This window comes from Acinetobacter sp. MF4640, from assembly GCF_002018895.1.
In the GTDB taxonomy this organism is placed as follows: domain Bacteria; phylum Pseudomonadota; class Gammaproteobacteria; order Pseudomonadales; family Moraxellaceae; genus Acinetobacter; species Acinetobacter johnsonii.
Map to the genome: position 1 here is coordinate 15529 of NZ_MVOM01000037.1, position 24495 is coordinate 40023.

Below are 24495 nucleotides of genomic sequence, written 5' to 3' on the forward strand. Positions count from 1 at the left end.
ATGAGCGAGTTGCTCGTCACCATGAGATAGGAGTACACATCATGAATGCATTCACAGGTCAGACTTTCCAGATGAATCAACTGATTAGCATTAAACAAGTCATTCAATTCACAGGTGTTGGCCGTTCAACGGTTTATGAGATGATGGATGAGAACTCACCGTACTACGATCCAACTTTCCCGAAGAAAGTCAAAATCACCCAAAATCGTATTGGTTGGTCAGCGTGGGAAATCAATCAGTGGATTGAAAGTAAGTTGGCGAGTCGATAATAAAATGGGAACTTCGGTTCCCTTATTTTTTCATTTGGGAATGACTATGCATTCCTTGAAGATTTGAACTAATCCATCTAAGTGTCCGTAGAACCCTTCAACATTAGCTTGAATCCAACGTTCCTGAGATTCAATTTGAGACCAATCAACACCATAACCACAATAGGCGAGAAGATGTTCAAAGAAAATGCGCTGAGTGCGTCCATTGCCTTCGCGGAAGGGATGTATGACATTGAGTTCGCAATAGAAATCAGCAAGCTGAATAATAAGATTTTGCTGTTCAAGATGTTGAAAATAGTTTTGAGATTGAAGTTGCTTAAAAAGCTTATTGGCTTCAACTTCAATACGACTAAAAGTACAAAAGCGTGTATCACCTTTTGAAATATCAACTTGCCTAAGTTCACCAGCCCATTCATAAAGTTCTGAAAATAAGGAGTAGTGTATGTTTTTTAGGTATTGGAGATCGTAAGGTGGTTCAGTATATTCAATGTGTAAACTGGCATATTCAGATAGCTCTAATTCGGCCTGCTGCAAAATTTTTTCATCTTGGATATGTAATTTGTTTTTGAGAGTACTAGAGTTTGGATAACAGTAAAGACTGTCTCCCATTTCACCATATTTATCCATCAAATCACCGAATTATGATTCTGAATGCTTTTTATATTTTTGTAGGATTTGGTCTTTGCTTAAAGTTGGAGTGGTTGCTGAAGGAGAAAGGCCTTCAAGTTTTAGGCTAGCTCTATAATTCTGTAAGCGTGTTGCCTGAATATATTTTTTTTTCTGTTCAATTGTCTTAAGCATGTTTAGGCTCCTTAAGTCAAAAAATTTTAATCAGTATATCAGATTTGGCTTATATCAAATGATGGCAGTCGAAATATAAAAATAAAAGCGTTGTAGTGATTAAATTTAATTGCGACAGTTTATGTCTCTCACTCTCTGTTTTTTGCTGAAAAATCTTTAATTTTCGGTAAACTAGTCACGCTTGGCTTTGTTGCACAAAGATTTCATAACTATATGATTTTAAAAGTTTTGATTATTTTTTGATCCAAAATTAAATCTATTTAAATCAGATGCTTACATATTTATGCAACAAAGCCGTCACGCTTTAACATTTTCTTCGGACTTCAATAACAATGACCCAAGTACAACTGCAACAGCTACAAAAACAACTATGGAATATTGCCAATACCTTACGTGGCAAAATGGGTGCAGATGAGTTTCGTGACTATATTCTTGGGTTTATCTTCTTTAAATATTTGTCTGAAAAAGCGGTGAACTTTGCCAATGAATTGCTTGATGGCGAAGACATTGGCTTTTTAGCGTTAGATGAGAATAACGCTGAGCATGTGCCATATATCGAAGAAATCAAAAAGAATGCCATTGAAGAAGTGGGTTATGCGCTGACACCAAAGCAACTATTCCATACGCTTGCAGAACGTGGTCGTAAAGGCGATTTCATTTTGGATGATTTGGCAGCAACGCTGAAAGCGATTGAACAAAGTACGCTTGGTTCAGACTCTGCCGATGACTTTGCCAATCTGTTTGAAGACCTCGACCTAAACTCGACCAAGCTGGGTAATACGGCGAGTGATCGTAATGAGCTTGTGGCTAAGGTTTTAAGTCATTTAGACGATATTGATTTTGATATTTCAAATACCGAATCAGATGTATTGGGTGATGCTTATGAATATCTGATTGGTGAGTTTGCATCTGGTGCAGGTAAAAAAGCAGGGGAATTCTATACGCCACAAACGGTATCGACTTTACTTGCCAAGATCGTGACGCAAGGTAAAACCCGTTTACGCTCGGTGTATGACCCGACTTGTGGTTCAGGTTCGTTGTTGCTGCGTGTGAAACGTGAAGTGCAAGATGTCGATATGATTTACGGTCAGGAGATGAACCGTACCACCTACAACTTGGCACGTATGAACATGATTTTGCACGATGTGCATTTTGCCAAGTTCGACATCAAGCAAGAAGATACCTTGATTCGTCCGCAGCATTTGGACAAGCGTTTTGATGCGGTCGTTGCTAATCCACCATTTTCAGCAAAATGGTCTGCTGATCCGTTATTTTTACAAGATGAGCGCTTTGCAGCGTATGGCAAACTTGCGCCAAGTTCTAAAGCGGATATGGCATTTGTACAGCACATGCTGCATCAACTGGATGAAAACGGCACAATGGCGGTGGTTCTACCGCACGGCGTGTTATTCCGTGGTTCGAGTGAGGGTGTGATTCGTCAGTATTTGATTGAACAGCTCAATGTGATTGATACCATCATTGGTTTACCTGCCAATATTTTCTATGGTACGTCTATTCCGACCTGTATTTTGGTGCTGAAGAAAAATCGTGAGCACAAAGACAATATTCTGTTTATTGATGCCAGTAACGAGTTTGAAAAGCAGAAGAATCAAAACAAGTTATTGCCTGAGCATTTGGACAATATTATTGGCGCATTTGAAAACCGTCAGAATATTGAAAAGTATGCGCATGTGGCGACTTTGCAGGAAGTCAAAGACAATGACTTTAATCTGAATATTCCGCGTTATGTCGACACTTTTGAAGCTGAGGGTGAGATTGACCTCGATGCAATTGCTCAATCATTGCAGGCTTTGGAAGTGGAAAGTCAAAAGACGGATGCGGTGATTAGTGAGTTTTGCAAAGAGCTTGGGATTGCTTCGCCGTTTGCGGAGGTGAAGTAATGTCTGTACCTAAGTTGCGATTTAAAGAATTTGATGAGAATTGGACTTTAAATAAAATTGGAGATATAGCATCTAAAGTTGGTAGCGGTAGCACTCCAAGAGGGGGAGCAGAAGCCTATACGGGTGAAGGTATTATTTTCATTAGAAGTCAAAATGTAAACAATGATAGGCTTTTACTTAATGATGTAGCTTATATTCCTGATGAAATTCATAACAAAATGTCGGGCAGTAAAGTTATTGCTAATGATATTTTATTAAATATAACAGGTGCTTCAATCGGGCGAAGCTGTGTAGTTCCATCCGAGTTTAATGAAGGCAATGTAAATCAGCACGTTTGCATTATTCGAACACCGAATGACGATCCACTATTTATCCAATCATTTTTAAGCTCTGATAATGGGCAAAATGCTATTGAATCTAAGCAAGTAGGTAGTGGTCGTGAAGGTCTAAATTTTCAAGCTATTCGATCAATAGATTTATTTCTTCCCCAGAAAAAAGAACAAACCAAAATAGCCACTTTTCTTTCCGCAGTCGATGAAAAGATTATCCAGCTGACTCAAAAACACGAGCTGGTCAGCCAGTATAAACAAGGCATGATGCAGAAGTTGTTTAGCCAACAAATTCGTTTTAAAGCGGATGATGGGAGTGAGTTTGGGGAGTGGGAGGAGAAAAATTTAGGAGAAATAATTAAATTCTATAACGGAAAAGGGCATGAAAATAATGTGGATTCTAATGGTGAGTTTTTATTAATTAATTCAAAATTCATTTCAACAGACACTAGAGTATTTAAAAAAGTTACAGCATGTAATCAAAAAGTTTTTAATGATTGTTTAGTGATGGTTATGAGCGATGTGCCAAATGGTAAAGCTATTGCCAAGGTATTACATATAGCAGATGGAAGTAAATATGCTTTGAATCAGCGAATTGGTATGTTTGTATTTAGCAAATTAAATTATCCTAAGTTTTTTCAATATCAACTTAATCGTCACAAATATTATTTAGCATTCGATAGTGGAGTTGGGCAAACAAATTTAAAAAAAGAAGAAGTTTTGTCCTGCCCCTTACTTGTCCCTTGCCTAGAAGAACAAACCAAAATCGCTAACTTTTTATCTGTCATCGACCAAAAAATTGAAGTTGCGGCGCAGCAAATTGAACAAGCAAAACAGTGGAAAAAAGGCTTGTTGCAGCAGATGTTTGTCTAATATTTTCATATCAGCAAAGTGAAAGATCACTTTGTTTTATAAAACTTAAAATAGGATCATCATGAAAAAACTTATACTTGTTGCTTTTATGACATTGCCAATGTTGGCACAGGCTCAAACCTTTAAATATCAAAAAAATGTTTCTGGCTTTAAGCACTATAAAGGAGACGCGACCTTAACAGGAACTTACTCACGTACTTTAGACCCTGAATATTTAGAATATATGGGTGATGGGATTTGCTTTGAACCTGATAAAAAATCATCTGCACTGGTACCACGTCCAAAAGGTGATGAACGAACGGCATGGTTCTGCTTTAGCAATTTTGAGCAAGCCAAAAAAACATTTAAATTGCCAGATACCATTAAAAAAGACTATTGCAGCTATGAAGGTAAGGCAACTATTACCATTAAAGACTACAACCTATTCGTGGAAGAAACAGAAGGCTTTGACTTAACCCAACTGGTGTTCGCAAAAAATATAACGCCTGCTAAAGCAGTGAAGTGTGAAACTCAGTATTAAAGCTGTTTCGTTAAAGAATTTGTACAAGCCAAAGACTTAAAAAAGGCTTGTTGCAGTAGATGTTTGTGTAAGGGGAATTGTTATGGCGAATTGGTTAGTTACTGTTAATTACGATGAATTTGATTTAGAAAAAGCCTTTGATGCTTTACCTAAAATTTATTGGAAAAACTCAGCAACAACTGAAGGTAAAGGCCTACAAATTAACGATATTGTTTATGTCTATGTGACTCAACCAATATCTAAAGTTATGTACCAATTCAAAGTGATTGGGCATGCTGATCCATCAGAATATCCTCTGGCACAAAAAGTATTTTGGAAAGATAGGACCCAACTGAATAGCATTAAGGGCTATGCTGTTTTTGAAAAATTGAAAAAAGTCGATAAAGCTACTTTATCCTTTGATTACTTTGTCCAGAACAAATTAATCCCTGATGCTCCAATTCAAGGTCGCCGTACAGATCGTGATAAAGACTCTAATGATCCTATTCGTATTTTTTTAGCGCATATTTTGAATGAGTTTAATAACGAGATCATTGCTACAGATTACCCAGATGAAGCTGATACTGAAAATAAAAGCTTTCCTGAAGGTGCAAAGCAAACTGTTCAAGTTAATCGCTATGAACGTAATCCTGAAGCTCGTGCTAAATGTTTAGAAATTCATGGAACACGCTGTGAAATTTGTAAGATGAGTTTTGCAGAAACTTATGGCACTTTCGCCAAAGATTTTATTCATGTGCATCACATCACGCCATTACATCAAATTTCCGAAAGTTACGAGGTCAATCCTGAAACTGATTTAATGCCAGTCTGCCCAAATTGCCATGCAATGCTGCATCGACAGGAAAATGGTATACCGATGACTGTTGAACGATTGAAACTGTTATATGAAGTATCTAAAAGTTCAAAGTAAATTCAATTGTTGTCCAACTTCTAAATTAATCACTTTAAAACTATAGAGAAGTAGTAAATGAATAAGCTTTTAATGGCATTACTCATTTTTGTGCCAATGTTTAGCCAAGCACAAACTTTTTATTATGATGAACCTGCAATCATAACTGGAAAATTACTCAGAATTAAAAGCTTACATCCAAATCAAGAAGTGTTTGGGGGTAATCAAATTGCTTTGACCTTAGATCAGCAAATTAATGTTGATGGTACAGAAGGTTTAGTAAAAACTAAACTTATTCAGTTGGTTGATTATAATCATGCTCGCTATACATCACTTTTTAAGAAAGAAGGAAAATCTGTAGAAATTAAATGCAGTGAGTTGTTTCGATCACATACAGCACACCATACTACAAAAGTTTTGTGTGTTGTTAAGTCTGTGGATTATAAATAATGGAATTATCTATGGTAGTTCCTGACATGGAAAAACTTGTTGCAGCAGATGTATGTGTAGGCGGGGCGATGCAAAATATTGAAGAAAGATTGATTCATAAATATGAAAAAATTCTATTAGAAGCAAAACTCAATAGCCCAAAAGAATCTGAGGTAACGATCTTCGATACTGCCTTTAGAAAACATCATGAAAATCCTACAACTGAATTGTTAGCATTTTTTATTGATCCAAATGAAGCACATGATCTTGGTCTAATTTTCTACGATGGTTTCATTAGTTCATTAAAAGATATTAGTGATGAGTTAAATGATTTAGATTTTGGCGGTTTTCAGAAAATAGGCATTGAACAAACTGTAGCTGACCAGAAAAGAATTGATCTATGGCTAGAGAGTGAAAAAACCTTAATTTTAGTAGAGCTAAAAATAAACCATGAGCAAAATAATCCTGTATCGCACTATGAAGCATGGGGTAAAAAAGAAGCTAAAGACGGAGAAAAGCATTTAATAAAACTAGTTGTCAGTTTGGATGGGATAACCAAATTTAAAAATTGGTACAGCATATCCTATTCACATTTAGCAAAGCATATACGTACAACTTTAAGTAAATCTAGCGTTGAACGCCCTTTGAGTAAATGGACTATTTTTGCTAGAGAATTTTTACTGCATCTAATTAATTTGAAAGAGGTTTTGGAGACGGATATGAATACAATTGAGTTTGTAATTAAAAATAATAAAGAGATTCAAGAGTTATTTATATTAAGAGAAAAGGCTTATAAAGAAATTGAACAGCATGTTTTAAATGAATATGGAGTAGTATTTGAGGAGAAAAATTATAAGGTGGTAAGTGAGAGACGAGATAAAAAGGAAGCAAAAGCTTGGCGTTTTCAAAATACAAAATTCAAATCCAGTACTGATATAGCCTTATATTTATATTATGATGTAAAACCTACATCTGAACTTTGGTTATGTTTTGATTTAAATAAGAAAAATAAAGAAATAGTAAAAACTATTAATACCAGAGTGAAAAGAGGTAAATATAAAAATCAGATTAATACCAAGAAATCTAATGAGCAAACCGATGAAAATTATCTAAGTATTTGTTGGGAGTTTAATGAGTTCAACTTGTTAGCGATAACAGAGTTAATTATTGAAAATCAAAAGTTATTAAATCAAATTGAATTAGGGTAAGTTATGACAGTACAAAGTGAATATCAACTTGAAAATGAACTGATTCAACAACTCCAAGGACTGGGGTATGCAACAGTCACCATCAAGAATGAAAGCCAATTACTGTCAAACCTCAAAACTCAAATTGAACGTGCCAACGGACTTGCGCCATTATCAGAAACTGAGTGGAAGCAAGTCATTAGCTTTCTAAATACAGGCACTGTATTTGAACGTGCCAAAAATCTCAGAGACCAATTCCCCGTTAAGTTTGATGATGGTTCAAGCAAGCACATTTTCTTTTTATCGGATGACCCAAGCAAAAATGTATATCAAGTCACCAATCAAATCACGATAGACCATCGTGATTTTAATGGTCGAACGAGTCGTTTCGATGTGACATTATTAGTGAATGGCTTACCTTTAGTTCAAATTGAACTGAAAAAACGCGGCATGGAAATTGCCGAAGCCTTTAATCAGACTCAACGCTATATCCGTGAAGCGTATTGGGCAGGGCAAGGGCTGTTTGGTTTTATCCAACTCTTTATCATCAGTAATGGTGCCAATACCCGCTATTACTCAAATGGCACCACAGGCATCGAGTTTGCTTTTCCTTGGGCTGATGTCAGCAACAAACACATCAATGAAATTGTCGATTTTACCGATGCTTTTCTCAATCATGTACACCTCACGCAAATGCTGACTCAATACATGGTGATGCTGGAAACCAGTAAAAGTTTGATGGTGTTACGGCCTTACCAAATTTATGCTGTGCAAAAGATTATTGCGCATGTACAGAACTCACAGCAAAATGGCTACATCTGGCACACCACAGGTTCAGGTAAAACGCTGACGTCGTTTAAAGCCAGTCAACTCATCATGAAAATGCCTGATGTGGAAAAGGTGTTATTTGTGGTGGATCGAAATGACCTCGATACCCAAACATCACGTGAGTTTAATGCCTTTAAAGCCGAAAGTGTGGACAGTACTGACAGCACACATACTTTGGTGAAACAGCTCGATCAACGCCATGACAAGCTGATTGTCACTACCATCCAGAAGCTGAATCGCGCTATTAGCAATGACCGTTATGCGGAATCCATCAATTACCTGAAAGACAAAAAAGTGGTGTTTATTTTTGATGAATGTCACCGTAGTCAATTTGGTGATACCCATCAAAACATTAAAAAGTTCTTTAGTAATGCACAAATGTTTGGATTTACAGGGACACCGATCTTTGAGGAGAATAGTCAGTCCAAAGCAGGTTTGAAGCTCACCACAGATTACCTATTCAATCAGTGTTTGCATCAATATGTCATTGTGGATGCGATTCGAGACCGTAACGTACTTCAATTCCAAATTGATTATCGTGGCAAATATACTGCTAAAGGTATGCAGAACAACCTTGACTATGACGAAGATGTTGAGGGTATTGATACCCAAGAGATGTATGACAATCCGCAACGACTGGAAATGATTGCCCGTTATATCGTTGATACGCACGATACCAAAACCAAGAACCGTGAGTTTACGGCGATGTTCTGTGTCAGTTCAGTAGATACCTTGACGCAGTATTATGAACTGTTTGAAAAGGCACAAGCTGAGAAGCAGCAGCAAGATGAAGCACTAGGTCGATTATTTAAACCACTCACCATTGCGACTATTTTCTCCTATGGTGCGAATAAAGCTGTTGATACGGTAGATCAGAATGGTTTGATTCAAGAAGAATCAACTGATACACCAAGTCAAATTAACAAGTCTAGCCGCGACAAGTTGGACCGTTACATTGCTAACTATAATGCCCAGTTTGGTACTAACTACAATTCTGGTGACGGCTTCTATGCCTACTACCGAGATATTGCAGATCGAGTCAAGAAAAAGCAGATTGATATTCTATTGGTGGTGAATATGTTCCTGACGGGCTTTGATTCAAAGCCCCTAAATACCCTGTATGTGGACAAGAACCTTAAATACCATGGTCTGATTCAGGCTTTCTCTCGTACCAATCGTGTCTACAATGACAAAAAGCCTTTTGGAAACATCATTAGCTTCCGCAATCTGAAACGTGCTACGGATGAAGCCTTGGCCCTGTTTTCCAATAAAGAAGCCAGAAAGACGGTACTGGTACCGAATTTTGAGGAAATCAAACAGGATTATGCAGATGCAGTTGCAAAGCTATTTAACATCACCGCTGATTATCAGGCTGTAGATGATCTCGTAACAGAAGATCAGCAACTGGAATTCATTAAGGCATTTCGAGAAGTGATGCGTTACAACGCACAACTGCAAACCTTTGTGGAATACGATCAAGACCAGACGGTATTAGACAAACAGCACTTTGCTAATTTTGCTTCGAAATATGCAGACCTGTGTCGCGCGATTCGTAAAACCACCAAGAAAGAAAAAGTCTCGGTGCTAGATGATGTCGATTTCCAATTAGATTTACTGCACAGTGATCGTATCAATGTGGGGTATATCCTGACGCTGTTACAGATGGCCGTTAATGCTGAAACAGATGAACAACGGAAGAAGTATGAAGCGCAAGTGCATGACTTAATTGGAGGGGATGTTAGCTTACATGACAAGCAAGACTTGATCCAAAAATTCATTGAAGAAAATATACCGAAAATGATCAATGGACAGAGTGTACAAACAGCCTTTGCTAAGTTCTGGGATGCAGAGAAGGAACAGGCTTATCAACATTTCTGTGAGCAAGAAAACCTAAAACCTGAAGTGTTAAAACAGGTCTTGGATAATTATGAGTTTAATCAACGCTTGCCACGTAAAGAAGAAATGAAGGAATTACCTAACTTTAAGGTGAAGTTGTTTGAGCGAGATAATGTCTTGACCAATTTGCTGGCGAAAACGAGACAGTTGATTGAGAAGTATTATGTCGGGTTTTAATAGAGGTAATAATTGGGTCAAAGCAATTATAAAAATTAAATTTATTAATGAGTAAGGTGGCAGTTCATCTGCCACCATCTCAAATTCTAGTTGAAGTGTTATTGACAAAAAATTAGATATTTCATATTCTTTCAATTAAGCAAAAATGCCTAGGTTGAGTTTTAACCTGCGGTTAAGAAGTCATACTCTCTTAAACAAAAATACTCATCTTATCTTCATACATAAGACAAAATCCGTTACTTCGTTAGTATGCTGCTGAATCATAAGGTTTAGTTGAAGCTTTTTATTTCTTATCGAAATACGACGGATTTTACCATGTTCAAAGCATCTTCAAAAAACAACTTTGCGACCCAACCATCTGTTGTGGGTTATTTACCGCTTAAACAATTTCATATTCTGCCAGTCTTTGGTTTAGAACCTGAACTCATTAAACAATCAGTTAAAAGTGTATCTTATGATCGTGAAAAAATAAGTCATTGCACGTTATTAAATGCACTTGTTCAATCATTGGGTTTTAAGGGCGGTTTCTCAGGATATTCAAATGCCTATGAGCAACTGCTAAAACCATTTATGGAAGATCATGATTTAAGGCAATATGCCGATCTGATTGCACCAAGGTTTCCATGTAACGGAGCTAGTCGTTTAAAACACGAGCGTCAAGACATCTCAGATCGTCTGTTCTATAACAACAGTGCTATTCCAGATAAAATATTTACAGGATACAACTTTCGTTATGATCAATACTTTGATGATGGGATAGGTATCTACAACTTTGAGATTGAGCGTTCTCAATATGGATTAAATCAAAATCCTTATGATGCGAATTGCTCTGAAAATGTAGATCTTGCGCTGCAAAAACCCACACTTCAAGTACAGCTTAAGCGGAAACAACCGCAGACCAGATCACTTATTGATATCGTGATTGGTGGAGACTTATTTTTTATTCAAGCTGGTTTTAACTTGCTTGGTGATCAGTTGACTCAACCGAGAGAAAAAGAATCTGTTTTTCAATTCTATAACAGCAACAAGATAGCTTTGGCAGAATCTCTAGTTCATTGTAATAAAAAGATGAATTTATTCATTCAGCGTATTGAGCAAATTAATCAAGGCTGGATTGAGGTGCTTCCTTTTAATGAAAATCTTATTTTTTTAAAAGGTGAAAATGGCGATTACGATTTCATTTTTAAAAATCAACGTGATGAAGAATTCAAACATCAAATTTATGAGCCGTACTTAAAAAGAGCGGATGTCCCTAGATTTGAAGATGAATATCATTTCAAACGTTGGTTCTACTTCGAGTTTAGAGGGAATAGACAGCAACAGTTACATCAAGCAGAAACTGAATATTATTGTTCTGGTGGTAATACACGTAACTATCCTGGCATAGAGGAGTTACTAAAACGTTCGTTGCATAGTGATTATATCAAGACGCTCATAGATTTGAGGTCTTCCATTGAGTTGCCTGATTATCAAAAAATTAAGCTGGCAAATGGTAAAGTTTTAACGGTCTCAGACATTATTACAATTGAAGAGTTTAACGAGTTTTCGATTGCTAATCGCTCATATATGCAAGGTCGAGCTGAGTTATTTGAGAAAAATGGTGGTTTAGATAACCTCGAAGCTGTAAATGCGGATGAAAATACAACGCTACCAGTCTCTTTAACTTGGTACGATGTCATGATGTTTATCAGTTGGTTTAATCGTAAAAATAAAATAGAAACCCGTTTATTAACTTATGATGAGTTCATCGAGATTTCTCCTTTTGATGAACCTAAAGATGATACTCTAAACTATTATTCACCTCCTATTAAAATCACTATAAAAGGGAAAACTACTTTTAGTGATCAACTTAATGAGGAATTTGAATACAATTGTTTGAGCTTTTATGATGAAAATGGAGTGAAAATAGTTGGTCATCCACCTTATATGGAAGAAGAAGCTTTCCAAAAAATTCAATTAAAATTTGATGATGTGAAATTTTTGGAAAAACATGGGCTCAAATATATTGATTCTAAAAATTTTGGTGAGTGGTTAACAGATAAAACTTACGTGTGTTGTAAATCACTCACAGGATTTTATAACTATATTTCTAAACCAACACCAGCATTGAATTCTACTGGTAAATATAAAGGTCGAAAAATTGGTTTTAGACTGTGTTATGAGTTGAAAGATTAATTGCTGTTACCTATAGGCATAAGTTCTCTTATGCCTATATTCTTATTAAGTTCAAAAACTAAGTAATTGACTTCATGATGAAGAAATTATTGAGCATGGTTGCTACCACCGCAAACTGTAAAAATAAAGATGATATGATTATTGTTAACATTAGTTAATTCCTTTCCTGAAACATTACAACGTATATAGATATTAGATGAATTATTGGCATATACAATTACACCCAGACTCAAGATTAGATGTTGACACGTTAAAAGCTATACTTGTGAAGAAACAAGTCATTGGCATGGGGGAGTATTGGGAAGACAAAAAAGGAAATCCAGTGATTGATCCTAACCTCTTCAAAGAAGATATGAAAATTGACGATGTTGTGATGGTTCGTGATGGAAGTACGCCTGTAGCATTGGTAAAAATAAAAGGTAATGCTTACATAGAAAATGATATAGATAATGAATTTGATTGGTTCAAACTTAGAAGACAAATTGAAATTGTTGGTTTTTACGGAGAAAATGAGAAAAAGCTTCTAGATCAAATTTTAAGAACTTATGGTAAAAGTCACATACAAGCACCAGGTACTTTAACCTACTGTAATGGAAATAATGCTACAAATAATTTTATTGAAGAGTGGTATGAGTTAAGGAATTACGTGAGACTTATGGAAAGTATTAAGCTGCCAGAAGATCGACAAGATCAAATAAAAGCACTTTGGAACAAATTTAAAAGTGAAACGAAAGAGGCAGAGAGGAAATCTAACAATGGCGAAGTTGAGAAACTAATTTCTGAATGGAAACTATATAAGGATAAAATTTTAAATGACACATTAAGTTTGGATGATTACACAAACATTTTGGGAAATTCTACAGCGACAATGCCTGGTGGTTATCTGTGTAACTTCTTGGAGCGAACTACGAAAAGTGCTTTAGGTTCTTCAAAGCCTGGGTCGGCATTTAACTTTGAGGTGAAGTTAAATGATGACAATTCTAGTTATTATATAAAAAGTACAAAACAATCAAATGCTACTAGACAAGAAGCGGAAACGTATTTTCATGATCACATAAAAGGGTTACTAAAAAATATTGTTTTAGCAAATGATCCGTTGAAAAAAATACGTTTGATTGAAAACGAACAAAAATACAGTGCCAAACAAGTTTTAATGAAATTGGCTGTATTAGATAGTTTGTCGGATTTTCTTTATATCTACTCTACAGAATGGTTGGAAGAGTTGTATAACGAGTTTATTGATGGTGATGCTGAAGGAGTTTTTACAAAAAACTATCAGGTTTGTGCTGTAGCAAAGAAACTTTTAGACGTAAATGAACAAGACAAAAGTGAACTTGTTTTGCTTTCACGTTTCTTGTGGCGTTTTGTAAATTCCAAAGCAATCACAGACATAAACAATCCTAACGTTATTCTTTATGGGCCACCAGGAACGGGAAAAACATTTTTTGTAAAAAGTAGTTTAGATTTTATTTGTCAAGGTGATACTTCACGATATGAAGTTTTACAATTTCATCCATCATTTACTTATGAAGATTTTATCGAAGGTATTAAACCTAAAGGTGTTTCAAAAGATGGAAACATCCGCTTTGAGTTGGTAAATGGTATTTTTAAAAACTTTTGTATCAAAGCGAAAGAATACCCTAAAAAGGATTTTTATTTCGTCGTGGACGAAATAAATCGAGCAAATCTTTCAATGGTTTTTGGTGAAACCTTGTCGTTATTGGAAAAAGATTACCGACATGATGCTGAAAATAAAAATCTGATTCGAACACAATATTCTGCGTTAATTGGGGATTTAATCAAAGAAGACAATAAATTTAAAGAGTTAGCTTATGAAATTGACAATGATGAAGTAAAGTTCGGAGTGCCTAAAAATGTGTTTTTTATAGGAATGATGAATGATGTGGATAAAAGTATTGACGCTTTTGATTTAGCCCTTCGTAGACGTTTTAAGTGGATAAGAAAAGATTGTGATTACGAAGTAATTGAAGAAGAAATACGTTTCAAGGGAAAAGATCAGTTCAATAATACAGGTCAGTATGTCAAAGCCTGCAAGAAATTGAACGAGTATATTTCTAAAGACTTAGGTTTAGGAAAGTCATATGAATTTGGTCACTCATTTTTTATGAGGATTAGTGATATTGCTAAACGTAGAGATATTACAAAGGATAATGTTGGAGTTTTATTTAATTTGTATTTGCGACCAACATTGAAAGAGTATCTAAGAGCACTATTTGCAGAAAGCGAATTGGAAACTAAGTTAGATGAAGCGTTAATCAAGTTTAAAGAAACAATGAAATAAAATGAAAATTAGCATTCCAGTTAATCACAATTTCTACGAAGAAGACCCGATTTGGGAATCGGCTTTACGTGAAAAATTTGGGGTAAAACAGTCAAGTGTAAAAAAGTTGCAAAATCTTTTTTCGTCTGTTTATGAATTAAAGCTTGGTGCGGAACAACTAAAAAAAGTCAAAGTACTTAATTTCAAAAAAAAATCTATTTTTGAGCAAGATGAAGAGCGTCTAATTCTAAAATTATACTCGAAAGAAAAAGCAGAAAAAGCGTACTTTATTCAAACTGGTCTGTATGCTGGAGTACTTTTTCACAAAGGTTGTAAATTTAACATTACAACAAAATATGGAGATGCTTTTCTACAACGTATGCTCAACTTCGTAAATGACATATACGTTGATAACGAGCAAATACAAGCCAAGAAAGATGAAACAGAAAATCAGTTTTTATTTATTATTGCTCATTTATTTATTCAGGCATTAGAAAAGGCAGCCGTTTTAGGTTTGCCACAGCACTACCAAACACAGCAAGAGCGAAGTCAAAAAGTAAGAGGAAGTATAAATTTCAATGATTATTTAAAAAGAGATATTCCATTTCAAGGAAAACTAACGACAACTTTCAGAGAGCGAATGTATATTCAAGAAATAATTGATGTTTTATATTTGACATTGAGAAAATTAGAAAGTGTTTTCGGAAAAGAAATTCACAGTCGTTTGCTTGGTTTAAGTCAATTGTTAAAACAACAATATTCTGGTCGTTTTGCGAGTTACGAAACAATACAAAGAGCCAAAATACATCAGGCTATAAACAATCCAATGTATCGGGGGTTCAAAAAAGTTTTGGAGTATGCAGAAATAATTTTATTGAACAAAGACCTAATACCCGATAATGAAAAGAAAAATTTAGAGACAACGGGTTATTTGTTTGACATTGCAGAATTATACGAAATCTATCTTGAAAAACTTTTGAGTAGAAACTTTCCTGAATGGTCTGTAAGTGGACAAGTTGAAATTCCAATTTACAAAAATCAATTTTATCGCAGGTCAATATTTCCAGATTTAATAATGAAACACAGGACAACCGGAGAAGTTATTGTTCTTGACGCAAAATTTAAGAAAATGGGAATGCAAAATAATGACATTGATAGGTCAGATTTACACCAAATACATTCTTATTCGGGTTATTACCAAAATAATTTAATTGCAAGTGGTTTGATCTATCCGTTATCAAAACAATTAGACATTGATAAGTCTTACTCTGACACTTTATACGGTAACAACAATAATGATGTGCTATTTATAGTGGACGGAATTTATGTTTATGAAACACAGACAATGGATGATCTAATTGAAAATGAAAATATATTTATAAAACGAATGACAGATTTGATAGGTAAACAAGACGTAACTATTTGACAAAAATAATAAATAGCATGAGCGATCAAGATACCGTACAAGCTAGCGATCAAGTTAAGCCCTTCATTGAAAAGATGGAACAGAAGGAACTCGCGCCACCTTATGGGAGGATATACCATCTGGCAAGATGATGGGTAAAAATCTATAACTTATTATTTTTTAATAGACAGATTTTATTGGCGATTTTTAGTGAGTTAAATAGTCACCATCTCAACTTGAATTAACGAATTAAATGTCTCTTTTGTGATAATTTTGACTAACTGCTAATTTCGTAGATACTTTTAGTTAGATGAAGTTTAATCAAATATTGTTCATCGCTATTTGATTTTAGGTACTTTTGATCCTGGACTCAATAATGAATATGACTTCTATCCAATGTTGGGATTTGCCTCAATGCTTATTAATTATTTAGATAATATTTTTATCACTATTAGTACTATTGAAATCAAAAATATAAATAAAAGAATTCCCCAAATAAAATTAATTGATAAAATTAGTTTAAAAAGTAACCTAAAAATTATTTCAATTAAATCAGACATGAATTAAATTTAAATCATTATAATAATTTGATATTTATAAGTTATTTTTTGGTTGTTTGCAATGTTTTTCAATTCTTCCTCCAAATCTTGGATCAGAAATTAATTTGTAAAAGATGGCTAGAAATCAATAGAAGATCAATACAGAGTCTTCATTTTAGTTTTTTACGTGGCATCTCCTGCCTATACTTTAAGAGAAAATTCTACTTTTAGGTTCTATTGTTTTTGTGAGAGATATCTGAAGAAATAGAAATTTTATAGTCTTGTGACATCACCTGTCATTTTGATTCCTTATCTTTACCTTATTCAACTGATTAGTCATTTTGACCAATGGCTCAAATTTAAAAGGTAAATATTAAATGGAAATTAGTATCAAGATAAATCCTGCTCCATTTACTATTAAGCAAAAGATGAAAGCATTAAAGCGTATTTTTAGAGAATTAATATTAGGGAAGATAAAGTGGGCTGAATTAAAAAAGTTCTATTCAGCAATGTTACACCTAGAACGTTATTTAGAAAAATTAAATAATATGGTAATTAAATTTGAATAATATTTTTATGTGATTTGGTGTGACTTTTTGTATTATTAATGTGTTATATTTCAAGCATATCAATTAACCAGAAAAATGTCAGACGTTTTAAATAATTAGAGAAAATTTATGCAACGTGATGATTCTATTCATGAGCGTTTAGCCGACCGATTAGCCAATATTTTAACAAAGTTAAATATGGGGTATCAGTTAAGTATAAAAGAGCTAGCATCTGAATTTGGGGTAAGTACACGTACAATTTCGAGAGATTTTGATCGTCTTAACGCTTATTTACCGTTGTTACAGGATGATGAAAATAAAAAATTTTATCTAGATTCAAATTATTTGGGAAAAATTGCTCCAAAAGATATCCGTAATTTTGCTCAGCTTTCAGGAATTAGCCATTTGTATCCATCATTGGATATGTCTTTTCTACGTGAACTTTTAGATACTCGAGCACAACAGATTTATAGTGCTAAAGGTTACTCTTTTGAAGATGTAAGTCAGTTTAAAGAGTTATTTAAGGTTGTTGGAAAAGCGATTCAAGAACATAGGCAAATTAGTTTTGTATATAAAGGGGAGCCTCGACTGGTTCAACCTTATCGCTTGATTCATCATCATGGCAGCTGGTATTTGGCAGCGGTTAGAAAAGATCAACTGCGTACTTATCGCATTTCGCATATTCAGCTCATGCACTCTCCACATGAAAATTCTCAATTTGTCCCTGACCCAAATATTGTAAAACTTGTGGAAAATGATGACAGCATCTGGTTTGGACAGGATAAACAGGAAATTATTTTATCTATTGATAGTCAGGTTGCATTTTATTTTAAGCAGCGATCGATATTGCCCGAGCAGCAAATAGTAAAAGAATTAAATGATGGTGGATTGCTGGTTTCTTCTAAAATTAATCATGACATGCAGTTGTTGCCGTTAATACGATTTTGGATTCCACATTTAAAAATAGTGAATCCCGTAGAACTTCAACAGGAAATAGAAGAGGGATTAAAAGAGTACTTGAGTATTTAATATATAATTTTTAAACAATGGGGTTGTTAATGACTGAAAATATTAAAGAAAATATGTTTTCAACTGGAAAAATCTTAATCAATGATATTGCACAAGCAATAAAGAATGAGATTCGGCCATTAGATGAAAAAAACCAACAGCGGTTAGACCAACTTACGGAAATAACCCAGGTAAAACTAGACTCAAATGAAGTGGAACTGAATGAATTGGGTAAAGCTAAACCTGCACGATTTCAGTTAAAAGATGTTGTTTTACCTGCAGCTACTGAAAATGAAATTCGTGAGGCTTTAATTAAAGTTAAATTTCATGAACTTATTTATCATTCTTGGGGATTTAATGAAATCGATCCAGCGGGTAAAGGTTGTGTTTTAAACTTTTATGGCCCGCCAGGAACAGGTAAATCGCGTGGCGCAGAGGCTTTAGCTGGTGAGTTGGGTCTGCCTTTTTTAAAGGTTGATTTAGCTGAGCTTGAAAGTAAATTTATGGGGGAAACCGCTAAAAATTTATGTGCTGTATTTAAAGAGGCTCAAGAAAATCATGCCTTATTATTTTTTGATGAAGCAGATACCGTTTTAGGGAAGCGATTATCATCAGTAACCCAAGGGGTTGATGCAGAAATTAACATGACACGTTCAACGATGTTAATTGAAATGGACAATTTCACAGGTGTATTGGTTTTTGCCAGTAATTTCCCTGAAAATTATGATTCAGCATTTAGACGCCGTATTTCTCATCATATTCACTATCAGTTGCCTGACTTAGAGGCACGAATTCGTTTATGGGATATGCATCTAGTTCCTAATATTCCTTTGCAATGTGAAAGCCGTGAACAATTATTAAAGAGTTTGGCTGAACAATCTGAAAGTTTTGCTGGTGGCTATATTTTACAGGCAATGCGTTTAGCTTTACCTATGGCTGTTGATCCAATTGAGCCTGAAAAAAGTCAGCTCACAGAGGAGCATTTACTTAAGTCAATTAATTTAGTTAAGCGTGGTATGCGTGAAGTTGGCAGTGATGTTCAAGAGCGTTTAAGTGATACCAGAGAAATGTTTGGTATTAAAAAGACTTCTAATGAAGAGATGACTAATTCACAGGAAATTGTAGTTCATAGTGAATTGATTGAAGGCAAAAATATTAATATTGAAGGGGTAAATTAATGGGTTTTTGGAGCAGTGTGGGTAGTGCTATTTCTTCAGGTGTAAGGGCCGTGGCTTCTAGTGTTAGCCGAGGCATTAGTGCGGTAGCTTCTGCAGGTAGTCGGCTGTTTAAAAGCGCTGCTTCAGCAGTAAAACAAATGGCTTCTAAAGTTCATGACTGGAAAGCTTTATTGGGTGCCATGGTGGATGGAGCAAAAAAAGGGGCACAGATAGGTGCAAAAAAAGGTCCATGGGGAATGCTTTTTGGTGGCTTAATAGGTGCTGGTATTGGTGGTCTATTTGAGTTTAATAGACAAGCTAAAGCTCATCAGCAAGAAATGCCACAGCCAATTTATGAAGAGCCGAATCATTCAAATGAAGTGGATGGGGATATTGAACGGTTAGGTAAAATGATCACTGAATTTTTACCAGCTTTGCAACGTAAATTTTCAAGCAATGCACCAGTTGAAAGCTTTGAAGAATATTTACGTATAGATATTTCAATGGCTTTTATCCGTGATTTTTTAAATCGTCTTGAAAATATGGAAAGTACATCTGAGCTTACTATGTCAGATCGTCGTTTTATTGAGTTAATTGATAAGCTAGCCTTAGATAAGCCAATGAGTGAAGCTGAGCTTCAAGAGTTTGATGGGTTGGTTAAACAGCGTTTTGGTAAGAGCTTATTATTGATTGGATCTCAACGCTTATTTTCCTTATGGACAAATGAGGAAGAGAGCTGTAAACAAAATGTTAATCAACAACGTACGGAAATTAGCCGTGCTGAAATCTACTTTAAGGAGTTGGAAGGTAGAGTAAAATATAATCTACCAATGACAGATGAAGAAAAAGCTAAATATGAAGAGTTAAAAGGACATATAACAAAAACTCGAAATGAATATGATAACTCAAAAAAATATTTAACGAATATTCGTCTGATGACAGGGGTAGCAGAAGGCTTATTACAACAAGCTGAAGCAGAGAATACAGGTACTCTAATTAGAGAGCAAGAACGTAAACGTGCTGATAAAGCTGGTGCGATTCTAGTAAATATGGAGCGTACTTTAGATGAGAATGAGACAACAGCTGAATTGCCTTTATCTGAAGAAGATAAGTCATTCTTAAATCAATATGTTGATTTACATATGCCAGCGGCAATTAAACGCCAAAAACAACACGCTCAAGAATTTGTGGAAGTATCTGTATGAACAACATATTTGCTTTTTTATTACCTCATACAACACTCGATTGGTTTTTCTTTTCTTTATTATTGGGGTGGCTTACATTCTCTTTAGTGGCAGCCAAAAAAGCTAAAAATAATATTCAACAACGAATCCATTCATCACATTTTAATAATATTAAAGCTAGTTTTACTGAATTATCAACCGCTTTAAGAGATCCAAAATGGGATCATATTGTTGAGAATGCCCCAGGATTTGCTTTAGTACTTGGGTTGTTGGGTACATTCTTAGGTATTGGTTTAGCAATCTCAGGCGCTGGTCAAATATTGGCAGATATGAATTCAGGTTCTACAAGTGCAACTGATATGCGCCAAACTATTGGTAATTTAAGTCCAATGCTTGCTGAAATTGGCTTGAAATTTAAGAGCAGTGCTTGGGGAATTCTAGTTCATATTGCTTTACGTCTCGTAATTCCTGTATTTGGAATTGATGAAATACGCTCTCAGGCGATTTTAAAGCAACTTGAGAAAGATGCAGAGCAAGAAGAAAAAGCTGTTAATAAGCGATGGGAACAAATTGAAAATTTGCTTCAAAGAGCCTTATTTACAAATACTGCACAAGCAGGCTCTATTGCTAAAGTAATGGAAACACAAACAGAACATTTAGCAATTATTGCTGAAGTTCAACAAACTTTTGGTGATAACGTTAAAACGTTAGGCACATCTGTAAAAGAGTTTGAGAAGACAGTAGATGCCTTTAGGGGAAGTATGAAAGTAGCTATCCAAGAAATGCAAGAAAGTGTACAGAATGCAAGTCAAGGTTTACATGACACTGTTGAATCAATGAAACAGGAAGTAAGTACTACTTTTACAGAGTTTAGAGATAATGTGTCTCAAACACTTGCAAAAGTAGGAGATGATATTTCCACTTCGAGCTTTGCAATTAAATCGTCGGTAGATACGTTGAGTGCTAGCATGAGTAAGGAGCTTCAGAATGTCACGATGGTCACTGCCAGTTTGACTACACACTCTAGAGAAATGGCAGTAGCAATCACTGAGCAAAAATTAACACTAGAAGAAATGGGCGATAAAGTTCAATCTATTGCAGCTAAAGGGGCTGAATACGCTTTTAGTCTAGAAGATGTTACTGGTAACATTGAAAAGCTAGCTGGTTCTGATGGCATTATTGCTAGTAATCTTGCAAAAGTTGCATTAAATACTAAAGCAAGTAGTCACCATCTTGAAGTGCTCGCGAATAATTTAACTGCCACAGAGTCTGGCTCCTCATTTGGTAACTTTTTAACAAGGAAGTAATTCCAATGGCAGATCATGCAAATAACGAGTGGATCTCTATTGGGGATTTCATGGCAGGTATTGTTGGTGTACTCGTTCTATTTTTTGTAATAGCAATTTTAATTACAGCAACTTCACAGGCTGAAGCTGAGGAGAAAAAGCAACAAGGTGCTATCAAAGTTATTAACGCGATTGAAAAAACTTTAAAAGAAAGTGGAACCTCAAAAGGGATTACATTTTTACCTGAAAAAGGAATTATCCGCTTAGATGACTCTTCCTTTGCTCAGGGTAGTGCATGTTTGGATAGTGGCTTACAAAAGGCTTTTAAAGAAAGGCTAGCACCATTAATTCAAAAAAATATGGTTGATAATCGATTGTTGAATGTACAAATTGAAGGACATACAGATGCAGCCCCTGTAAATGGGGTTAAATCAAATATTTCTCAAGTGTGTTCACCATTTGATGATAATTATACTTTATCAGCTGGCAGAGCAAGAGAAGCTAGAAAAGCATTGTTTACCCAGCTTCAGTCTTCTGAATTGGTTCAAAGAATTTCAGTCGTTGGTTATGGTCCTGATAGATTATTAAATAAAGATAATCCGAATGCAGCGAATAATCGACGTGTTGAGATTAGATTTATTATTCAGGATATATAAAAATAGTAGATATATTTTTTACTAAAACAAAATGGGCTTCGATAGAAGCCCATTTTGTTTTAGTAATATTTTGAATTAAATTTTTGATAAACTAAAGAGCTCTAAGTAAAAGTATAAGAAAAATTCGTATAGTAAAGAGTCAAATCCCTAACACGATCTGGTATGGCTTAAACCCTTCCAATACTGCATCAGAAACCAACTGAATAAAAGCTTCAGTCTTTCCATAAGACATCCATTGATCCAATGCTTCATAGTAAGCTAATCGATTCTCTACAGTAATCACGCATGGTGGATAACCAGCTTTCATTAACTCTAAATTCATGAGAAGGCGAGAGGTGCGACCATTACCATCAATAAAAGGATGTATGCCTACGAAGTCTGCATGCACTTTTGCCACTCGTTCAATTGGGTGCATTAGATATGCTTCTGTATTATACCAATCTACGAATTGAGCCATCTTATCATTGAGTAAAGTGTAATCTGGTGGGGTAGATGTCGCACCTGAAATTAATACATTTTGTTGACGATAACGACCTGCATTTTCATCATCGATATTTTTTAAAATAAGTTGATGAATATTGCGAATTTGCCATTCAGAAAATGACTCTTCTTTTTTAATAATATCTTCTACGTAGTAAATTGCATTACGATGATTAATCGCTTCAAAATGTTCTCTTAATGCTTTTCCACCAACCGTGATACCTTCTAAAACAACTTTAGTTTCTAGGAGGGTAAGCGTATTACCTTCAATCGCATTTGAATGATAAGTCCAGCGAACAATAAGGTCTTCTTGTAAGTTTTTAACAATGGCAGGTGCAAGAGGGCGATGTTGATCTAGTTTATTTTTTAAATCATCAATAATCTCAAACATTACCTTATCCATGAATACAAGTTATCGGATGATGATACAGGAAAAACAAAAGCAAAAAAATGAAATGATATAACATAGCTTTTATTGTTGGGTTGCGATGTGCTAATATTTTGTTAAGTTCAAATCCTGAAATTGGATTTGAACAAGATATTAAAGTGATTCAATGTACTAAATCTAAGTTGGGTCAAAATTGGGTCAATGAATTTTTTTATTCAATAAAATAGCTTTGGAATGAATGGGTTGGGATTTGAGTTCAATTGACGCCACCTCCACCAAAATTCAAAAGTAAATCCGAAGATCTTCAGCTAAAGGCTTGAACCGTAAGGGTTCAAGCCTTTTTTGTTTTAAGATCATTACATATCATTTAAGAACATTTTGAAGTGAGGCTGTACACATAGGGTGTACACAACGGAAAAATTGAACTGGATGTGTACAAATCATGAAGCGGACGCAAATAAAGCGTTTTCCAATCGCTGATACAGCATTGGAAAACCTAGAACCTGAGGCAAGTGAGTACCGAATTAAAGACAGTGAAAGTCTTTATTTTAGGGTTGCGCCAAGTGGGAAAAAATCTTGGGTTTTTCGTTATAAAAGAGAAGATGGAAAATGGTCTTGGATTAGTTTGGGAGCATATCCGCTAATCTCAGGTGCTAAGGCAAGAAAAAAAGCTCGGGAATTACTTAATGATATAGTTGATGGTAAAAATCCAGTTTTTACTAAAAAGCAGAAGCAAGAGAAAGAACTTAGTGAGCGTAAAGATTTGTTCAAAGCCTTAGCTCAAGAATGGCTAACGATCCGTCAAGGGAACTGGGTTGAAGCTACTTTTTTTAGAAATAAAGGTGCATTAGAAAAACATATTTTCCCAAAATTTGGTCATAGACCTTTTGATTCGATTCTAGCTGTTGAATGGTTTAACCATTTGCGAGCTATTCAAGTTGAACAGGGAATTAATGAACAGGTTAAAAGAATTTTAACCATGTGTCGTGATATTTATAATCTAGCAAAAGTCACGGGACGTATTGAATATAATCCATTAGAAGGTATACATAAATATCTAGAAAATGGTGTGTCGAAAAGTATGCCACATGTGGGTACTGAAGATGTTCCAGATTTACTCAGAACTATTCGACGGTATCCAGCAGAAGAAACGAGAATAGGCGGCAGAGTAAAACTTGAAGTGCGACATAAACCACCTAATTAATTTAAAGGGTTTATGGAGTATATAAAATTGTCATACCATCATCTTAACTTTGAAGATCGTACTGCATTAATGCTTGAGTCAAGAA

Annotated in this window: 21 protein-coding genes; 18 read left to right on the forward strand and 3 right to left on the reverse strand. The window is 35.0% G+C overall.

The window, feature by feature from the left end; all coding sequences use genetic code 11:
- Positions 1–41: 41 nt before the first annotated feature.
- Complete coding sequence (locus tag MF4640_RS12745; protein WP_078389821.1) at positions 42–269, forward strand: helix-turn-helix transcriptional regulator; 228 nt, start codon at positions 42–44, stop codon at positions 267–269.
- 30 nt (positions 270–299) lie between these two features.
- Here MF4640_RS12745 and MF4640_RS12750 read toward each other — a convergent pair whose 3' ends face one another.
- The gene (locus tag MF4640_RS12750) at positions 300–896 is read right to left on the reverse strand and encodes a putative adenosine monophosphate-protein transferase Fic (RefSeq protein WP_078389822.1); all 597 of its coding nucleotides are present in this window, start codon (positions 894–896) and stop codon (positions 300–302) included.
- Between the two features lie 12 nt (positions 897–908).
- Positions 909–1070: a YhfG family protein gene (locus tag MF4640_RS12755; protein WP_078389823.1), complete on the reverse strand. Its 162-nt coding sequence runs from the start codon at positions 1068–1070 to the stop codon at positions 909–911.
- A gap of 332 nt (positions 1071–1402) precedes the next feature.
- Here MF4640_RS12755 and MF4640_RS12760 point away from each other — a divergent pair, with 332 nt between their 5' ends.
- The 16 genes from MF4640_RS12760 to MF4640_RS12840 all read left to right on the forward strand — a co-directional run bounded on the left by MF4640_RS12760 (position 1403) and on the right by MF4640_RS12840 (position 22338).
- A complete protein-coding gene (locus tag MF4640_RS12760; RefSeq protein WP_078389824.1) occupies positions 1403–2971 on the forward strand; it encodes a type I restriction-modification system subunit M in 1569 nt (522 codons plus the stop codon).
- Positions 2971–4173, forward strand: coding sequence for a restriction endonuclease subunit S (locus MF4640_RS12765; protein ID WP_078389825.1), 1203 nt, complete (start codon positions 2971–2973; stop codon positions 4171–4173). The genes MF4640_RS12760 and MF4640_RS12765 overlap by 1 nt, the downstream gene beginning before the upstream one ends.
- 61 nt (positions 4174–4234) lie before the next feature.
- Positions 4235–4693: a hypothetical protein gene (locus tag MF4640_RS12770; RefSeq protein WP_078389826.1), complete on the forward strand. Its 459-nt coding sequence runs from the start codon at positions 4235–4237 to the stop codon at positions 4691–4693.
- 82 nt (positions 4694–4775) lie between these two features.
- Positions 4776–5603 carry an HNH endonuclease gene (locus MF4640_RS12775; RefSeq protein WP_078389827.1) on the forward strand — a complete coding sequence of 276 codons (828 nt, stop codon included), beginning with the start codon at positions 4776–4778 and terminating at the stop codon, positions 5601–5603.
- A 57-nt stretch (positions 5604–5660) separates the two neighbouring features.
- Positions 5661–6032: a DUF4431 domain-containing protein gene (locus MF4640_RS12780; RefSeq protein WP_078389828.1), complete on the forward strand. Its 372-nt coding sequence runs from the start codon at positions 5661–5663 to the stop codon at positions 6030–6032.
- Positions 6032–7219: a PD-(D/E)XK nuclease family protein gene (locus MF4640_RS12785; RefSeq protein ID WP_078389829.1), complete on the forward strand. Its 1188-nt coding sequence runs from the start codon at positions 6032–6034 to the stop codon at positions 7217–7219. The genes MF4640_RS12780 and MF4640_RS12785 overlap by 1 nt, the downstream gene beginning before the upstream one ends.
- Positions 7220–7222: 3 nt before the next feature.
- Entirely contained in the window at positions 7223–10099 is a 2877-nt protein-coding gene (locus MF4640_RS12790; RefSeq protein ID WP_078389830.1) for a type I restriction endonuclease subunit R, read from the forward strand.
- A 315-nt stretch (positions 10100–10414) separates the two neighbouring features.
- Positions 10415–12274: a hypothetical protein gene (locus tag MF4640_RS12800; RefSeq protein WP_227518659.1), complete on the forward strand. Its 1860-nt coding sequence runs from the start codon at positions 10415–10417 to the stop codon at positions 12272–12274.
- A 196-nt stretch (positions 12275–12470) separates the two neighbouring features.
- A complete protein-coding gene (locus MF4640_RS12805) occupies positions 12471–14576 on the forward strand; it encodes an McrB family protein (RefSeq protein WP_078389831.1) in 2106 nt (701 codons plus the stop codon).
- A gap of 1 nt (position 14577) precedes the next feature.
- Positions 14578–15981 (forward strand): McrC family protein, encoded by a 1404-nt coding sequence (locus MF4640_RS12810; RefSeq protein WP_078389832.1) that lies wholly within the window; start codon positions 14578–14580, stop codon positions 15979–15981.
- Between the two features lie 895 nt (positions 15982–16876).
- Positions 16877–17068, forward strand: coding sequence for a hypothetical protein (locus tag MF4640_RS12815; RefSeq protein WP_101495485.1), 192 nt, complete (start codon positions 16877–16879; stop codon positions 17066–17068).
- 108 nt (positions 17069–17176) lie between these two features.
- Entirely contained in the window at positions 17177–18076 is a 900-nt protein-coding gene (locus MF4640_RS12820) for a helix-turn-helix transcriptional regulator (RefSeq protein ID WP_078389833.1), read from the forward strand.
- Between the two features lie 29 nt (positions 18077–18105).
- Positions 18106–19233 (forward strand): ATP-binding protein, encoded by a 1128-nt coding sequence (locus MF4640_RS12825; RefSeq protein ID WP_202970033.1) that lies wholly within the window; start codon positions 18106–18108, stop codon positions 19231–19233.
- Entirely contained in the window at positions 19233–20417 is a 1185-nt protein-coding gene (locus tag MF4640_RS12830; protein ID WP_078389834.1) for a hypothetical protein, read from the forward strand. Before MF4640_RS12825 ends, MF4640_RS12830 begins: the two co-directional genes overlap by 1 nt.
- Entirely contained in the window at positions 20414–21703 is a 1290-nt protein-coding gene (locus MF4640_RS12835) for a hypothetical protein (protein WP_078389835.1), read from the forward strand. The genes MF4640_RS12830 and MF4640_RS12835 overlap by 4 nt, the downstream gene beginning before the upstream one ends.
- Positions 21704–21708: 5 nt before the next feature.
- Positions 21709–22338: a flagellar motor protein MotB gene (locus MF4640_RS12840; RefSeq protein ID WP_078389836.1), complete on the forward strand. Its 630-nt coding sequence runs from the start codon at positions 21709–21711 to the stop codon at positions 22336–22338.
- Positions 22339–22477: 139 nt separating this feature from the next.
- On the opposite strand, the gene MF4640_RS12845 is transcribed toward MF4640_RS12840, so the two are convergent.
- Positions 22478–23209, reverse strand: a complete 732-nt coding sequence (locus MF4640_RS12845) for a Fic family protein (protein WP_078389837.1) — start codon at positions 23207–23209, stop codon at positions 22478–22480.
- Positions 23210–23648: 439 nt separating this feature from the next.
- Between MF4640_RS12845 and MF4640_RS12850 the strand changes: the two genes are divergently transcribed.
- On the forward strand, positions 23649–24410 hold the full coding sequence (locus tag MF4640_RS12850; RefSeq protein WP_078389838.1) for a tyrosine-type recombinase/integrase: 762 nt from the start codon (positions 23649–23651) through the stop codon (positions 24408–24410).
- The last annotated feature ends 85 nt before the right edge of the window (positions 24411–24495 follow it).

What these genes read in the sequence shown, in the direction of transcription:
- MF4640_RS12790 (WP_078389830.1), top strand. Translation starts at nt 7,223, where the DNA reads ATGACAGTACAAAGTGAATATCAACTTGAAAATGAACTGATTCAACAA.
- MF4640_RS12765 (WP_078389825.1), top strand. Translation starts at nt 2,971, where the DNA reads ATGTCTGTACCTAAGTTGCGATTTAAAGAATTTGATGAGAATTGGACT.
- MF4640_RS12800 (WP_227518659.1), top strand. Translation starts at nt 10,415, where the DNA reads ATGTTCAAAGCATCTTCAAAAAACAACTTTGCGACCCAACCATCTGTT.
- MF4640_RS12835 (WP_078389835.1), top strand. Translation starts at nt 20,414, where the DNA reads ATGAACAACATATTTGCTTTTTTATTACCTCATACAACACTCGATTGG.
- MF4640_RS12780 (WP_078389828.1), top strand. Translation starts at nt 5,661, where the DNA reads ATGAATAAGCTTTTAATGGCATTACTCATTTTTGTGCCAATGTTTAGC.
- MF4640_RS12845 (WP_078389837.1), bottom strand. Translation starts at nt 23,209, where the DNA reads ATGTTTGAGATTATTGATGATTTAAAAAATAAACTAGATCAACATCGC.
- MF4640_RS12825 (WP_202970033.1), top strand. Translation starts at nt 18,106, where the DNA reads ATGACTGAAAATATTAAAGAAAATATGTTTTCAACTGGAAAAATCTTA.
- MF4640_RS12785 (WP_078389829.1), top strand. Translation starts at nt 6,032, where the DNA reads ATGGAATTATCTATGGTAGTTCCTGACATGGAAAAACTTGTTGCAGCA.
- MF4640_RS12850 (WP_078389838.1), top strand. Translation starts at nt 23,649, where the DNA reads ATGAAGCGGACGCAAATAAAGCGTTTTCCAATCGCTGATACAGCATTG.
- MF4640_RS12820 (WP_078389833.1), top strand. Translation starts at nt 17,177, where the DNA reads ATGCAACGTGATGATTCTATTCATGAGCGTTTAGCCGACCGATTAGCC.
- MF4640_RS12830 (WP_078389834.1), top strand. Translation starts at nt 19,233, where the DNA reads ATGGGTTTTTGGAGCAGTGTGGGTAGTGCTATTTCTTCAGGTGTAAGG.
- MF4640_RS12805 (WP_078389831.1), top strand. Translation starts at nt 12,471, where the DNA reads ATGAATTATTGGCATATACAATTACACCCAGACTCAAGATTAGATGTT.
- MF4640_RS12745 (WP_078389821.1), top strand. Translation starts at nt 42, where the DNA reads ATGAATGCATTCACAGGTCAGACTTTCCAGATGAATCAACTGATTAGC.
- MF4640_RS12810 (WP_078389832.1), top strand. Translation starts at nt 14,578, where the DNA reads ATGAAAATTAGCATTCCAGTTAATCACAATTTCTACGAAGAAGACCCG.
- MF4640_RS12815 (WP_101495485.1), top strand. Translation starts at nt 16,877, where the DNA reads ATGGAAATTAGTATCAAGATAAATCCTGCTCCATTTACTATTAAGCAA.
- MF4640_RS12775 (WP_078389827.1), top strand. Translation starts at nt 4,776, where the DNA reads ATGGCGAATTGGTTAGTTACTGTTAATTACGATGAATTTGATTTAGAA.
- MF4640_RS12760 (WP_078389824.1), top strand. Translation starts at nt 1,403, where the DNA reads ATGACCCAAGTACAACTGCAACAGCTACAAAAACAACTATGGAATATT.
- MF4640_RS12770 (WP_078389826.1), top strand. Translation starts at nt 4,235, where the DNA reads ATGAAAAAACTTATACTTGTTGCTTTTATGACATTGCCAATGTTGGCA.
- MF4640_RS12840 (WP_078389836.1), top strand. Translation starts at nt 21,709, where the DNA reads ATGGCAGATCATGCAAATAACGAGTGGATCTCTATTGGGGATTTCATG.
- MF4640_RS12755 (WP_078389823.1), bottom strand. Translation starts at nt 1,070, where the DNA reads ATGCTTAAGACAATTGAACAGAAAAAAAAATATATTCAGGCAACACGC.
- MF4640_RS12750 (WP_078389822.1), bottom strand. Translation starts at nt 896, where the DNA reads ATGGATAAATATGGTGAAATGGGAGACAGTCTTTACTGTTATCCAAAC.